This window comes from Rhabdaerophilum sp. SD176, assembly GCF_030143245.1.
Taxonomy (GTDB): Bacteria; Pseudomonadota; Alphaproteobacteria; order Rhizobiales; family Beijerinckiaceae; genus Rhabdaerophilum.
Window position 1 is genome coordinate 399,444 of the sequence record NZ_JARJNS010000003.1, and the last position, 12,602, is coordinate 412,045.

A 12,602-nucleotide genomic window follows, 5' to 3' on the forward strand; every position below is an offset into this window, starting at 1 on the left:
TCAGAGCGCCCGGGTGTTGAACGTGTCGCAAGCCGCGACCTGCCCGGTCCGCAGCCCCTGCTGGAGCCAGCGCACCCGCTGCTCCGACGAGCCATGCGTGAAGCTGTCCGGCACGACATAGCCCTGCGACTGCTTCTGGAGCTTGTCGTCGCCGATGGCCGCAGCCGCGTTCATCGCCTCCTCGAGATCGCCCTGTTCGAGGATCCGCCAGCGCTGGTTGGCATGATGCGCCCAGACCCCGGCCAGACAATCCGCCATCAGTTCGACCCGCACCGAGAGCTGGTTTGCTTCCCGGCGCGAGAGCCGCTGCTGCGCCTGCTGCACGCGCGGCAGGATGCCGAGCAAGTTCTCGATATGGTGGCCCATTTCATGCGCGATCACATAGGCATAGGCGAAATCGCCGCCGGCCCGCATCTTGGTGCGCATTTCCTCGAAGAAGCTCATGTCGAGATAGATTCGGGTATCGGCCGGGCAATAGAACGGACCCATCGCCGATTGCGCGCCGCCGCAGGCCGAGCGCGTCGCGCCGCGGAAGATCACCAGCGGCGCCGGCTTGAACGGCACGCCGCGCTGCTGTGGCAACACCTGCTGCCACACATCCTCGTTCGTCTTGAGCACCCGCGCGACAAAGACGCGGAGCTGCTCCTCCTGCGGCGAGGAAGAACGCGGCGGCGTATTCTGCTGGCGCTGCACGACCTGCCCGCCGCTTCCGCCGGAAATGATTTCCGCTCCGCCGATCAGGATTGCCGGGTTGATGCCGAGAGCCCAGCCGATCAGGGTGAGAATGGCGATCGTGCCAAAGCCGAGGCTTCCGCGTCCGCCGGGAAAGCCGCCGCCCAACATTCCGCCGGAACCGCTGTCACCACGGCGATCCTCGACATTGGCGGATTCCTGGATGTCATCGAGACGCATGGTTCATTCCTCCCGCAGGGTCTACTCACTGATACCAAGCCCGGGCCGGGAACAAAATCGCCTTTTTGTCGGGTCGGTCAGCGGCGTCACTCCGCCGCAAGCCGCGCCTTGAGCGCCCGGAGGTCGCGCCAGGCCAGGGCCTTCTGGCCCGGCTGACGCAGCAGATAGGCCGGATGCAGGGTCGCCAGCGTCGGAATCGTCCGCGCGGCGACATCCACCTCGAACCATTGGCCGCGCAGCCGCAGGATGCCGTCCTTGCGTCCCGTAAGGTTCTGCGTGGCCGGCGCTCCCATGGTCAGCAGGAGATCCGGCGCGGCCAGCTCGATCTGGCGGTGGATGAAGGGCAGGCAGATCGCCACTTCCTGCGGCGTCGGCGTACGGTTGCCGGGCGGCCGCCACGGCACGACATTGGCGATGTAGACGCTGCTCCGGTCAAGGCCGATCGCCTTCAGCATCTTGTCGAGCAACTGCCCGGCGCGCCCCACGAAGGGCCGCCCGGTCTCGTCCTCCTCGCGGCCCGGCGCCTCGCCGATGATCATGACGCGCGCCTGCGGGATGCCGTCGGCGAAGACGAGGCGCGAGGCCGTCGCCTTGAGCGCGCAGCCGTCGAAGGCCGCCATGATCGTGGCCAGTTCCTCCAGCGAGGCAGCCGAGCGGGCCTGCAGCCGCGCCTGCATGATCGCATCATCCGGCGCGGTCGGGGCCACCCGCAGCGAAACAGGCGCCTGCACGGGTGCCGGAACATCTGGTGCCGCACGGCCCGGCTGGGCTTCGGCCTGGCGCTCCGGAAGGGGGGGCGGCGGCTGCATCCGGTTCACCGGCTCGTCGCCGACAATCATGTCCACCCCGGCCGCAGCCAGGAATTCGAGGATCCGGCGCGGCGATTGCGGTTCGGTCATCGCCAAGGCGCGGTCCTTTCCCGGATGCTTCCAGCTTGCAATTCGGCCATCCCGACGCCAGAAAGAGGCGCCCTCCGGCACCTTGCCGGGTTCGGGAGGTCGTTCCCGAACCTGAAACTAGCCACCGGAGGGCAGGGCGACAAGCCGGTCCTTGAAATTAGTTTACATATGAACTAATCAGGATGGGCCAGATCGACCAAACCGGGATCGAACGAACGAGGGACGTCATGGAACTGCCGGAACGCGACGCGATGGAATATGATGTCGTCATCGTCGGTGGCGGCCCGGCAGGGCTTTCCGCGGCGATCCGGCTGAAACAGGCCGCTGCCGAACGGGGCGAGGAGATTTCGGTCGTCCTCGTCGAGAAGGGCTCCGAAATCGGCGCGCATATCCTCTCCGGTGCGGTGATTGACCCGGTCGGGCTGGACAAGCTGATCCCCGAATGGCGCGACGATCCCGATTGCCCGGTGAAGACGCCGGTTGTCGATGACCGCTTCTATTTCCTCGGCCCGGCCGGCGGCATCCGGCTGCCGAACTTCGCGATGCCGAAGCTGCTCGACAACCATGGCAACTTCGTCATCTCGCTGGGCAATCTCTGCCGCTGGCTGGCCACGAAGGCCGAGGCGCTCGGCGTCGAGATCTATCCCGGCTTCGCAGCGCAGGAAGTCCTCTACAACGAGGCCGGTGCCGTGACCGGCATCGCCACGGGCGATATGGGCATTGCCCGGTCCGGCGAGATGAAGGACGGATTCACCCGCGGCATGGCGCTGATGGGCAAATACACGCTCTTCGCGGAGGGGGTGCGCGGCCATCTCTCGAAACAGCTCATCGCCCGGTTTGGCCTCGATAACGGCCGTGACGTGCCGAAATTCGGCATCGGCCTCAAGGAACTCTGGCAGATCGACCCGGCGAAGCATCAGCCGGGCCTGGTGCAGCATACGTTCGGCTGGCCGCTCGATTCAAAGACCGGTGGCGGTTCGTTTCTCTATCATTTCGACGACAATCTCGTTTCGATCGGTTTTGTCGTCCATCTGAACTACCAGAACCCGACGCTCTCGCCCTTCGACGAGTTCCAGCTTTTCAAGCAGCACCCGATGATCCGGGAAGTGCTCGAAGGCGGCAAGCGCCTCTCCTATGGCGCCCGCGCCATCACCGAGGGCGGCTGGCAGAGCGTGCCGAAACTCTGCTTCCCCGGTGGCGCGCTGCTGGGCTGCTCGGCCGGCTTCGTCAACGTGCCGCGCATCAAGGGCAGCCATAATGCCATGCTCTCGGGCATGCTTGCGGCGGACAAGATCGTCGAGGCGCTGGCGGAAGGCCGCGCGGGTGACGAGCTTCTCGCCTATGAGCAGGCCTGGCGGTCGAGCGAGATCGGCAAGGACCTGAAGAAGGTCCGCAATGTGAAGCCGCTCTGGTCGAAATTCGGGACATGGATCGGCGTGCCGCTCGGTGCGGTGGATATGTGGTGCAACGAGCTGTTCGGTTTCTCGCCCTTCGGCACGCTGAAGCATGGCAAGACCGACGCCGCTTCGCTGAAGCCGCTTACCGAGGTCAAGCCGATCACCTATCCGAAGCCCGATGGCGTGATCTCGTTCGACAAGCTGTCCTCGGTCTTCCTGTCGGGCACGAACCACGAGGAAGACCAGCCGATCCATCTGACGTTGAAGGATGCATCCGTGCCGATTGCGCGGAACCTGCCTGTCTATGGCGAGCCGGCCCGGCTCTATTGCCCCGCCGGCGTCTACGAAGTTGTCTATGGCGACGAAGCCCTGAAGATGGATCCGCGCTTCGTGATCAACGCGCAGAACTGCGTGCACTGCAAGACCTGCGATATCAAGGATCCGTCGCAGAACATCAACTGGATCGCGCCGGAGGGCGGGGGCGGCCCCACCTATCCGAACATGTGAGCCGGTCTTCTGAGGCTTGCCGGTCTGTCGCGGAGCTCCGGCTTCCGCGACGGGAAACGGCAGTCTCTCCTGCCGGCTTCCTGTTACTTCGCGGCTTCGGCAACGAGCGCCGCAATCTGCGCCTTGTCGGTGACACCGCCCGAGCGGGCCACTTCCTTGCCGCCCTTGAACACAAGGATGACGGACTGGTTGCGCACGTTATAGGCGGACTTGAATTCGCCATCCATGTCGAAATCCACAGTAAAGGCAACGAGCTTGCCGAATTCCGGGGTCTTCGCAAGCTCGTTGAACACGACCTGCTGGCGCTTGCAGGTCGGGCACCAATCGGCATGCACATGAACGAGAACCGGCTTCGAGCCCTTCAGGGCGGCGTCGAAGGCTTCCTTCTTGTAGGCCAAGAAGCCTGTTGCCAGCGTGACGGCGAGCGCCGGCGCGGCGGCGATAGCAGCAACCGCCAGACCGGCAACAAGCATGTGGCGCCGCGAGAGCAGGGACGAACGGAACATCGGGGTTCTCCTTGGTAAGAGGCAGTGCAGGGCGCTGCACGCTTGTGACGGATTGATGCTGTGCACGGTGCTGCAGGGGAAGTCACATCACGAGCAGGCACGGGCCGATCACATTCCCGTGCCCGGCCCCTGCCTGCGCGGAGGCGAGCTCCCATGTAACCACTGGTATTTGGGCCTTTCTGAAGCCTTGTTTCGGTGCTAACCGAAAGGATGTTCAGGGCCGCGACTCGGCAGGAAACAGGATTGGCACGACCGGATGGATTGCAGGAACAGCGCCCGTTTGTCTTTCAGCGCCAGCAAGGCATCCTGCACGGAACGGCAGGTCAGGCTGCGGTTCCTCGGTGTTGCGCTCGCATTCATGCTGGGGCTCCCGGCGGCACAGGCTGCGCCTGCCAGCAAGGAGCGCGTCACGCCCGGGCTCGGGGCATCGGGCGCCTTCCTTGCCGGCGTTGTCGCCAATACCGAGCGGGACACGGCAGCGGCGGCCGCATTCTTCCGGGAAGCGCTCCGCGCGGATCCGCGGAATGCCGGGCTGATTGACCAGGCCTTCCTTGCCGAACTCGTCGATGGCAACATGGATGAAGCCTTCCGGCTGGCTGAACGGGCCATCCAGCGCGATAAATCCAACGCTTTGGCCCATGTCGCGTTGGGTGTGCGCGCGCTGCGCAGCCGGCAATACGAGCGCGCCAAATCGAGTTTCGAGCGCGCCGGCGGCACGGTGCGCGAGGCGGATCTCACCATTTCGCTGTTGCGTTCCTGGGCCATGGCTGGCCTCGGCGAGATTAACGGCGCGCTGCAATCCGTCGATCGGTTCAAAGACAACGAGCTGCGCGGCTATCGCGATTTCTTCGCCGGGATGATTGCGGAATCCGCAAGGCGTTTCGGCGAAGCAGAGAGCCGCCTCGAAAGCGCCTACAAGGCCGATCCCAACATCCTCCGCGTGGTCGATGCCTATGCCCGGATCCTCTCGCGCCGGGGCAAGATCGCCGAGGCGGTCAAGGTGATCGAGACCTGGCAGCAGCGCAATCCGAACCAGCCCTATCTCGATCGCCAGGCCGCCTTGCTCGCGAAGGGCGAGCAACTGCCTCCGCTGGCCGGCTCGATCGCCGAGGGAACGGCGGAGGTTTTCTATGGGCTCGGCGCGGTCGGCTCCGCTGCGCGGGACCCGATGTCGGCGATAATCTACCTTCAGATGGCGCGTTACCTCTCGCCGAAGGACGAAGTGATTGCGACGACGCTGGCCGAGTTCTTCGAGCAGATGCGTCAATATGCCCGCGCTGCGCAGCTCTACGAGACCATCCCCGCAAGTTCCGTCCTCGCCAATCGCGCGGCGATCGGCCGGGCCGGCGCGCTCGAACGCATGGAGCGGACCGATGAGGCCATCACGGTCCTGCGCGAACTGCTCGCCCGCAACCCCGGTGACATGGAAGCAGCCGACACGCTGGGCACCATTCTCCGCGTGAAGAAGCGCTGGACCGAATCGGTCGAGGTCTACAGCACCACCATCGCCGCATTGCCCAAGGTCGAGCAGCGTCACTGGCCGCTCTTCTTTGGTCGGGCCATCGGCTACGAGCGGTCGAAGCAATGGGAAAAGGCGGAGCTGGATTTCCTCGCCGCGCTTGATCTGCTCCCGGCCCGGCCGCGGACACCGCGCGAGCGGGTCGAGCGGGCGCAGGTACTGAACTATCTCGCCTATTCCTGGGTCGACATGCGCATCAACATCGAGAAGTCATTCGACATGCTCCGCGAGGCCGTGGCCTTCTCGCCCGGCGACGGTGCCATCGTCGATTCCCTTGGCTGGGCCTTCTATCGCCTCGGCCGCTACGAGGATGCCGTGCGCGAGCTCGAACGCGCGGTCCTGCTCAAGGCGGGGGATCCGACGATCAACGATCATCTCGGCGATGCCTACTGGAAGGTCGGCCGCAAACGCGAGGCCCAGTTCAAGTGGGAACAGGCCCTGGGGCTGAACCCGGAGCCCGAGGACGCCGAGAAGATCCGCCGGAAGCTCCAGACCGGTCTGGAGGAAGGCCCGGCGGCCAATGCGGCCACGCCGAAGCCGAATGGCGGCTGAGCTGGGCAGGGCACCCGGATGCTGACCGAATTCGCGCTGGCGAAGGTCAACCTGTTCCTGCATGTCCTTGGCCGTCGGCCGGATGGCTACCACCTGCTCGAAAGCCTCGTCGCCTTCGCCGATCATGGCGATGAGCTGCATCTCCTGCCCGGCCAACCCTTGGGTCTCTCGATCGAGGGACCCTTCGCCGGTTCGCTGGCTGTGGCGGAAGACAATCTCGTCCTGCGGGCAGCGCGCGCCTTCGTGGCGCATATCGGCCCTGGCCATCTGGGCCGCTTTGTCCTGGTCAAGGCTCTGCCTGTCGCCTCCGGAATCGGCGGTGGTTCGGCCGATGCCGCTGCCGCCCTCCGTCTGCTGGCCCGGGCGAACGACATTCCGCTTTCCGATCCCCGTCTCGTGGATTGCGCCGCCATGCTCGGCGCCGATGTGCCGGCCTGCCTCGACCGGAAGACCCGGCTGATCTCCGGTATCGGCCACGAACTGGGCCCGCCTCTGGCCAGCGAGCCGGCGCCGGTCCTGCTCGTCAATCCCGGGATCGGGGTCGAAACCGCCGAGATCTTCCGGCAGATGGGCCTTCAGCCAGGCCAGCGCCATGAAAAGCCGCCGGTGACTTACGAGAAGCTCTCGCTCCAGCCGCTGCATTTTCTCGCCTCGCAGACCCGGAACGACCTCCAGCCCATCGCCGAATCCCTCGTGCCGGCGATCACCGAGGTTGTCTATGCCTTGCGGCGGCAGGCCGGCTGCTGGCTGGCGCGCATGTCTGGTTCGGGCGCGACCTGCTACGCAATTTTCTCGAACGCCCATGCCCGCAATGCCGCCGCGCGCGATATCGCCGCCCGGAACCCCGGCTGGTGGGTATCCGCGACCGCACTCCGACTGCCCGGCTGGGACATCGTGACCCGCGCACCGATGGGAGGCTGAACCATGATCGGCCCCGATCATGTGCGCCTGATGGCGCGCTATAATGCCTGGCAGAACCGGTCGCTGGTAACGGCGGCGGACGGGCTTGACGATGCCGCCCGCAGGCTGGATCGCGGCGCGTTTTTCGGCAGCGTTTTCGGCACGCTGAACCATATCGCCTGGGGCGACACGGTCTGGATGCACCGGTTCACGGGGCGGCCCAAACCGCCCTTGCCCAACCGGCTTTCGGCGACCCTGTTTCCGGACTGGGCGAGCTATCGGTCGGCGAGAATGGCCCTCGATGAAGAGATTCTCGATTGGGCCGGCCGGGTGCAGGCGGATTGGCTCGCAGCCTCGCAGAGCTGGATGTCCGGGGCAGCCGGCCGCGAGGTCTCACGCCCGAACTGGGCACTGGCGGCGCATTTCTTCAATCACCAGACGCATCATCGCGGGCAGGTCCATGCCATGCTGACGGCCGCGGGGGCCCACCCGGAAGATACGGATCTGTTCTTCGTGGATCCGGCCGGCGAGGGGCCGCCCTGAGCGGCGCCTTGTTGACGGGAACGAACGTCAGTGCGCCCGGTTCACGCAGAAATCGACAACCTCGTCCAGCGCATCACGCATCGGCGAGCCGGGGAATAGCGCCAGCCCGTCCTTGGCCATGGCGGCATAGTGGCGAGCGCGCTCGACCGTATCTTCCAGTGCCCGGTGCTTCTTGAGCAGCTCGATCGCTCGGCCGAGCGCGACATCGTCATGTGCGCCCTCTTCCAGTGCCTCGCGCCAGAAAGCGCGCTCGTCATCCGAGCCGCGCCGGAAGGCCAGCACCACGGGCAATGTGATCTTGCCCTCGCGGAAATCGTCGCCGACATTCTTGCCGAGCTTGCTGGCCGTACCGCCATAATCCAGCGCGTCATCGATGAGCTGGAAGGCAATGCCGAGATTGAGCCCGTAGGAGCGGCAAGCTTTCTGTGCGGTCTGGTCCGCGCCAGCGAGGATGGGGCCCACTTCGGCAGCAGCGGCGAAAAGGGCCGCAGTCTTGGCACGGATGACCGAGAGATACTCATCCTCGGTCGTGGCGGTGTTCTTGGCGGCAGCGAGCTGCATGACCTCGCCCTCGGCGATCACAGCAGCGGCCGTGGAGAGCACGTCGAGGCACTGGAGCGAGCCGACCTCGACCATCATCTTGAAAGCCTGGCCAAGCAGGAAATCGCCGACAAGCACGCTGGCCTCGTTGCCCCAGACCTTGCGGGCGGAGGGCTTGCCACGGCGCAGGTCGCTCTCGTCCACCACATCATCGTGGAGCAGCGTTGCCGTGTGCATGAACTCGACCGAAGCGGCCAGCTTGATATGGCCCTGCCCGGAATAGCGGGCGAGCTGGGCCGTGGCGAGGGTCAGCATCGGCCGGAGCCGCTTGCCGCCGGACGAGATCAGATGCTGCGCCACTTCGGGGATCATCATCACGTCAGAGCCGGTCCGCGCGAGGATCGTCTCGTTGACGCGCGCCATGTCGTCTTTCAGCAAGCCGACCAGCCGGTCGATGGTCTCGCCTTTAGGCTTTTCTCCGAAGGAAACGACGACTCCCACGATCCCAACCTCTGAATTCCGCATGCGGCCCTTGCGCCGGATTGCTTTCCATACGCCGCCACGCGAAGAAAACCAAATGCAACTTGAGGCGCTGCCGCCAGCCGGCAAGGGAGATGCGGCATTGGGTGCGAACCGTCGGGGCGAAGGCGATACGACCGAAGACCAGCTGTTCCGGGGCACACTTCTTCTGCGCCAGCCGGCGCGGGGCCATCGTGCAGGCACGGATGCGGTTCTCCTCGCGGCGGCGGCTCCGGGAGAGGCGCGGCATATCCTCGATCTCGGCGCCTCGACCGGAATGGTGGGGCTGCAGGTCGCGAAAGGCCGGCCGGAATCACGGGCGATGCTGCTGGAGCGCGACCCGGCCATGGCAGCCCTGGCGCGCCACAATATCGCGGCCAATGGCCTCGCGGACCGGGTTTCCTGCCGGGAGGCGGACGCCTTCGCCCTCGGGCGCGAAAAGGACCTCCGGGAAGCCTTTGACCTTGTCCTGACCAACCCGCCCTATTTCACCCGGGGGCGCGGGCGCGCCTCGCCGGATGCAGGCCGGCGGGCCGCCCATGAACTCGACGGCGACCTCGATGGCTGGCTGCGCAATGCGGCTACCGTGCTCGCGCCGGGCGGGGGGATCGTGATGATCCACCGGGCAGATTCGCTGGGGGACGTGCTGGCGGCCATGGCGCGCCGGTTCGGTGGCCTGACCCTCCGGTTCATCCATCCCCGGGCTGCGGAACCGGCCCATCGGCTGCTCGTATCGGGGATCAAGGGGTCACGGCAGGGGCTGACGATCCTGCCGCCGCTTGTGTTGTTCGAGGGCGACAGGCCGACCGCGCTGTCTGCTGCGCTTCACGATGGCCTGGCCTTGCTGCCGATGCGGCCCGGGCAACATCAAGCGCAGCAAGGGTGAGGGGCTGGAAACGGAAACCGGGCGGCTTGCGCCGCCCGGGATTGTTCCCGATCGGGTCGGTTCTCAGTACCGGCAGACGCGGACCCAGCGGCGGACATAGCCATAGGGCGTCCAGACGACGCGCGGCCGGGTGACGCAGCGGCGGTAATGGACCGGCGCCGGGCGATAGTAATACGGCCGGTAATGATGCCGCCGGTAGACATGGCGATACGGCCGGTAATGGCGGCGGTGATAGTAGACGGGGCTGGTCTGCGTTTTGGACTGGGCATCCAGGATCAGTGCCGGTCCGGAGGGAATGCCGGCCGCACGGGCCGGGGTCAGGCCGACAAGGCCGAGAAGCGCCGCGAACAGGGCGGCGAGGATCATGGGGGAAGAACGGGTCATGGTGCTCTCCTTGGGTCGCCCGGAAAGAGCGTACCGATTGAACATGAACAGTCGTGAAACAGGCTGGTCGAGATTGCCAGGCCGGCGGGACTGCCGGCCTGGCTTCGGCCTTACATCGGCTTCACGCAGTAGAACTCGGCGGGGCCGCCCTGCGGGCTCGGCACCTGCTGGATGATCGCGCAATTGCTGAAGCCGTTGATCCGGACGATGCGCGGCGTCGAGCGCGGGTTGTTCTTGCAGCGCTCGCTGTCGATGCCGCTCTGGCTGCCTTCGCAATTGGCGCCGCGGATGCGGCCGCGGCCATTGTTGGGGTCCCTGTTCGGCTCGTTCGGGATCGGGTTGAAGGCGGCGATCGGGTTGGCCATCATTGGGCCGGCACCGCCACCAGCGCTGCCATTGCCAGCCGGACCACCGCCGCCACCATTGTTGGCGGATTGGGCCTGGACGGGGCCAGAGGTCATGGCTGCGATGCCGAACATGCCGGCGACCGTGCCGGTGGAGAGCGAGAGGGCGAGGGCGAGCATGCTGAAACGGCTGGCCTTGCGGAACTTGGCGGTGTGGGTGTTCGAAAGCTTGGTCATGGGTTTTCTCCGGGGTCTCGATGTTGGGGCGCCGGGGGGGAGCGCCATGACCGGGACAATGCCGCTTCCCGCGCCGGCCGGCGGTGCGTTCGCGCACAGGGCTTTCACGCCCCGTTAACCGCACCGCTACGGGTGAAGGGGCTTGCGAGCCTCCCGCACGCTCGGCTAGGGGAAACCAACGCCTTTTCCGGGATGATCCGCCGTGACTGCTTTGACGCATGGGCCAGATGCCCTTCGACCTGACCGTTCCTTCCAGGGCCTGATCCTGACGCTCCAGCGCTTCTGGGCGGAAAAGGGCTGCGTCATCCTGCAGCCCTATGACATGGAGGTCGGCGCGGGCACCTTCCACCCGGCCACGACGCTGCGCGCCCTCGGCCCCCGGCCGTGGAATGCGGCCTATGTCCAGCCCTCGCGCCGGCCCAAGGATGGCCGCTATGGCGAGAACCCGAACCGGTTCCAGCACTATTACCAGTTCCAGGTCATCCTGAAGCCCTCGCCGCCGAACCTGCAGGAACTCTATCTCGAAAGCCTCTATGCCATCGGCATCGACCCGGCCCTGCATGACCTGCGTTTTGTCGAGGATGACTGGGAAAGCCCCACCCTCGGCGCCTGGGGCCTCGGCTGGGAATGCTGGTGTGACGGCATGGAAGTCAGCCAGTTCACCTATTTCCAGCAGGTGGCCGGCCAGGAATGCGCCCCGGTCGCGGGCGAACTCACCTATGGGCTCGAGCGCCTCGCCATGTATCTCCAGGGCGTCGACAATGGCTTCGAGCTGAATTTCAACGGGCTCGAAGGTGACGCCAAGGTCACCTACGGCGATGTCTTCCGGCAGGCTGAGCAGGAATATTCCCGGCACAATTTCGAATATGCGAATACCGAGAAGCTTTTCCGCAATTTCGCCGAGGCCGAGGCCGAGTGCCGGGCCCTGCTGGCCGCGGGCGAGGGCGGCGAGGGCCAGCGCCACCGGCAGGTCCTCCCGGCCTATGACCAATGCATCAAGGCTTCCCACGCCTTCAACCTGCTCGATGCGCGCGGCGTGATCTCGGTCACCGAACGGCAGAGCTACATCCTCCGCGTGCGCGAACTCGCCAAGGCCTGCGGCGCCGCCTGGGTGAAGACCGAAGCGGGCGGTGCGGCATGAACCGGCGGCATGTCGTCCTCGCGCTGCTGGCCGGCCTCGCGAGCGGACCGGCTTTTGCGCAAGCCAGCCCGGCGGATCCGGTTGCCGTGGTGCGGCAGGTCTATGACCCGAAGATCAAGAATGCCCAGCGGCCCTATTCCGCCCGGCTGCGGAAACTCTATGCCGCGGCAATCCGGACCTCGCGGCGGCTGAACGAAGTCGTCTCCGGCCTCGATTTCGATCCGACGACCAATTCGCAGGATTCGGACGACAACCTCCGCGAGACGCTCAAATTCTCGACCACAAATGCGTCGGGCGGCAAGGCTGTCGTCTCGGTGACGATGCGCATCTTCAAGGAGCAGCCCGAGCAGACGCTGGTCTTCGAACTGGTGCAGGAGAAAAACGCCTGGCGAATCGACGACATCGTCAACCCCGCGCAAACCGATGGCTGGCGCTGGTCGAAAATGCTCGAGGCCGGCGCAAAAGGCAATTGAATGGATCGCCGGCATTTTCCGGCCTCAACCGAGGGACAACCCATGACGAAACCGCATGTTGGTGGCACGGCGCCCATCCCCGTCGAGGTGGAAAAGGGCAAGGATTACTGGTGGTGTACCTGTGGCCTGTCGAAGAACCAGCCGTTCTGCGACGGCTCCCACAATGCGGAGGGCAAATTCAGCCCGATGCAGTGGACGGCCGAATCCGATCGCCGCGTCTTCTTCTGCACCTGCAAGCAGACGGGCAAATCGCCCCTCTGCGACGGCGCGCATAACAAGCTCTGAACCCAAACCAGCCGATGCCGCGCCTGATCCGGGCGCGGCCAGCCCGGAACCCGGAACG

14 protein-coding genes are annotated in these 12,602 nt (G+C 65.7%); 8 read left to right on the forward strand and 6 right to left on the reverse strand.

The window, feature by feature from the left end:
- Together ypfJ and P0652_RS08620 are read right to left on the reverse strand one after the other, a co-directional pair.
- Entirely contained in the window at nt 1-912 is a 912-nt protein-coding gene (gene ypfJ / locus P0652_RS08615; protein ID WP_284178374.1) for a KPN_02809 family neutral zinc metallopeptidase, read from the reverse strand.
- An 86-nt stretch (nt 913-998) separates the two neighbouring features.
- Entirely contained in the window at nt 999-1,811 is an 813-nt protein-coding gene (locus P0652_RS08620) for a uracil-DNA glycosylase (protein ID WP_284178581.1), read from the reverse strand.
- 227 nt (nt 1,812-2,038) lie between these two features.
- Here P0652_RS08620 and P0652_RS08625 point away from each other — a divergent pair, with 227 nt between their 5' ends.
- Nucleotides 2,039-3,715, forward strand: a complete 1,677-nt coding sequence (locus P0652_RS08625) for an electron transfer flavoprotein-ubiquinone oxidoreductase (RefSeq protein WP_284178375.1) — start codon at nt 2,039-2,041, stop codon at nt 3,713-3,715.
- 83 nt (nt 3,716-3,798) lie between these two features.
- On the opposite strand, the gene P0652_RS08630 is transcribed toward P0652_RS08625, so the two are convergent.
- Complete coding sequence (locus P0652_RS08630) at nt 3,799-4,221, reverse strand: thioredoxin family protein (RefSeq protein ID WP_284178376.1); 423 nt, start codon at nt 4,219-4,221, stop codon at nt 3,799-3,801.
- Nucleotides 4,222-4,501: 280 nt separating this feature from the next.
- Between P0652_RS08630 and P0652_RS08635 the strand changes: the two genes are divergently transcribed.
- The 3 genes from P0652_RS08635 to P0652_RS08645 are packed head-to-tail and all read left to right on the forward strand — an operon-like array spanning nt 4,502 to nt 7,735.
- Nucleotides 4,502-6,292, forward strand: a complete 1,791-nt coding sequence (locus P0652_RS08635) for a tetratricopeptide repeat protein (protein WP_284178377.1) — start codon at nt 4,502-4,504, stop codon at nt 6,290-6,292.
- A gap of 18 nt (nt 6,293-6,310) precedes the next feature.
- Entirely contained in the window at nt 6,311-7,213 is a 903-nt protein-coding gene (locus tag P0652_RS08640) for a 4-(cytidine 5'-diphospho)-2-C-methyl-D-erythritol kinase (protein ID WP_284178378.1), read from the forward strand.
- Between the two features lie 3 nt (nt 7,214-7,216).
- Nucleotides 7,217-7,735 carry a DinB family protein gene (locus tag P0652_RS08645; protein ID WP_284178379.1) on the forward strand — a complete coding sequence of 173 codons (519 nt, stop codon included), beginning with the start codon at nt 7,217-7,219 and terminating at the stop codon, nt 7,733-7,735.
- A gap of 27 nt (nt 7,736-7,762) precedes the next feature.
- Here P0652_RS08645 and P0652_RS08650 read toward each other — a convergent pair whose 3' ends face one another.
- Nucleotides 7,763-8,776 carry a polyprenyl synthetase family protein gene (locus P0652_RS08650; protein WP_284178380.1) on the reverse strand — a complete coding sequence of 338 codons (1,014 nt, stop codon included), beginning with the start codon at nt 8,774-8,776 and terminating at the stop codon, nt 7,763-7,765.
- Between the two features lie 76 nt (nt 8,777-8,852).
- Between P0652_RS08650 and P0652_RS08655 the strand changes: the two genes are divergently transcribed.
- Nucleotides 8,853-9,680 carry a tRNA1(Val) (adenine(37)-N6)-methyltransferase gene (locus P0652_RS08655; protein ID WP_284178381.1) on the forward strand — a complete coding sequence of 276 codons (828 nt, stop codon included), beginning with the start codon at nt 8,853-8,855 and terminating at the stop codon, nt 9,678-9,680.
- A 63-nt stretch (nt 9,681-9,743) separates the two neighbouring features.
- On the opposite strand, the gene P0652_RS08660 is transcribed toward P0652_RS08655, so the two are convergent.
- Nucleotides 9,744-10,064 (reverse strand): hypothetical protein, encoded by a 321-nt coding sequence (locus P0652_RS08660; RefSeq protein WP_284178382.1) that lies wholly within the window; start codon nt 10,062-10,064, stop codon nt 9,744-9,746.
- A gap of 110 nt (nt 10,065-10,174) precedes the next feature.
- Nucleotides 10,175-10,645: a hypothetical protein gene (locus P0652_RS08665; RefSeq protein WP_284178383.1), complete on the reverse strand. Its 471-nt coding sequence runs from the start codon at nt 10,643-10,645 to the stop codon at nt 10,175-10,177.
- 211 nt (nt 10,646-10,856) lie between these two features.
- Between P0652_RS08665 and P0652_RS08670 the strand changes: the two genes are divergently transcribed.
- From P0652_RS08670 to P0652_RS08680, 3 genes are read left to right on the forward strand one after another with little or no spacing between them, the layout of a single operon-like run.
- Entirely contained in the window at nt 10,857-11,786 is a 930-nt protein-coding gene (locus P0652_RS08670) for a glycine--tRNA ligase subunit alpha (protein WP_284178582.1), read from the forward strand.
- Nucleotides 11,783-12,259 (forward strand): DUF3828 domain-containing protein, encoded by a 477-nt coding sequence (locus tag P0652_RS08675; protein ID WP_284178384.1) that lies wholly within the window; start codon nt 11,783-11,785, stop codon nt 12,257-12,259. The genes P0652_RS08670 and P0652_RS08675 overlap by 4 nt, the downstream gene beginning before the upstream one ends.
- A gap of 42 nt (nt 12,260-12,301) precedes the next feature.
- On the forward strand, nt 12,302-12,544 hold the full coding sequence (locus P0652_RS08680) for a CDGSH iron-sulfur domain-containing protein (protein WP_284178385.1): 243 nt from the start codon (nt 12,302-12,304) through the stop codon (nt 12,542-12,544).
- The last annotated feature ends 58 nt before the right edge of the window (nt 12,545-12,602 follow it).

What these genes read in the sequence shown, in the direction of transcription:
- ypfJ (WP_284178374.1), bottom strand. Translation starts at nt 912, where the DNA reads ATGCGTCTCGATGACATCCAGGAATCCGCCAATGTCGAGGATCGCCGT.
- P0652_RS08620 (WP_284178581.1), bottom strand. Translation starts at nt 1,811, where the DNA reads ATGACCGAACCGCAATCGCCGCGCCGGATCCTCGAATTCCTGGCTGCG.
- P0652_RS08625 (WP_284178375.1), top strand. Translation starts at nt 2,039, where the DNA reads ATGGAACTGCCGGAACGCGACGCGATGGAATATGATGTCGTCATCGTC.
- P0652_RS08630 (WP_284178376.1), bottom strand. Translation starts at nt 4,221, where the DNA reads ATGTTCCGTTCGTCCCTGCTCTCGCGGCGCCACATGCTTGTTGCCGGT.
- P0652_RS08640 (WP_284178378.1), top strand. Translation starts at nt 6,311, where the DNA reads ATGCTGACCGAATTCGCGCTGGCGAAGGTCAACCTGTTCCTGCATGTC.
- P0652_RS08645 (WP_284178379.1), top strand. Translation starts at nt 7,217, where the DNA reads ATGATCGGCCCCGATCATGTGCGCCTGATGGCGCGCTATAATGCCTGG.
- P0652_RS08655 (WP_284178381.1), top strand. Translation starts at nt 8,853, where the DNA reads ATGCAACTTGAGGCGCTGCCGCCAGCCGGCAAGGGAGATGCGGCATTG.
- P0652_RS08660 (WP_284178382.1), bottom strand. Translation starts at nt 10,064, where the DNA reads ATGACCCGTTCTTCCCCCATGATCCTCGCCGCCCTGTTCGCGGCGCTT.
- P0652_RS08665 (WP_284178383.1), bottom strand. Translation starts at nt 10,645, where the DNA reads ATGACCAAGCTTTCGAACACCCACACCGCCAAGTTCCGCAAGGCCAGC.
- P0652_RS08675 (WP_284178384.1), top strand. Translation starts at nt 11,783, where the DNA reads ATGAACCGGCGGCATGTCGTCCTCGCGCTGCTGGCCGGCCTCGCGAGC.
- P0652_RS08680 (WP_284178385.1), top strand. Translation starts at nt 12,302, where the DNA reads ATGACGAAACCGCATGTTGGTGGCACGGCGCCCATCCCCGTCGAGGTG.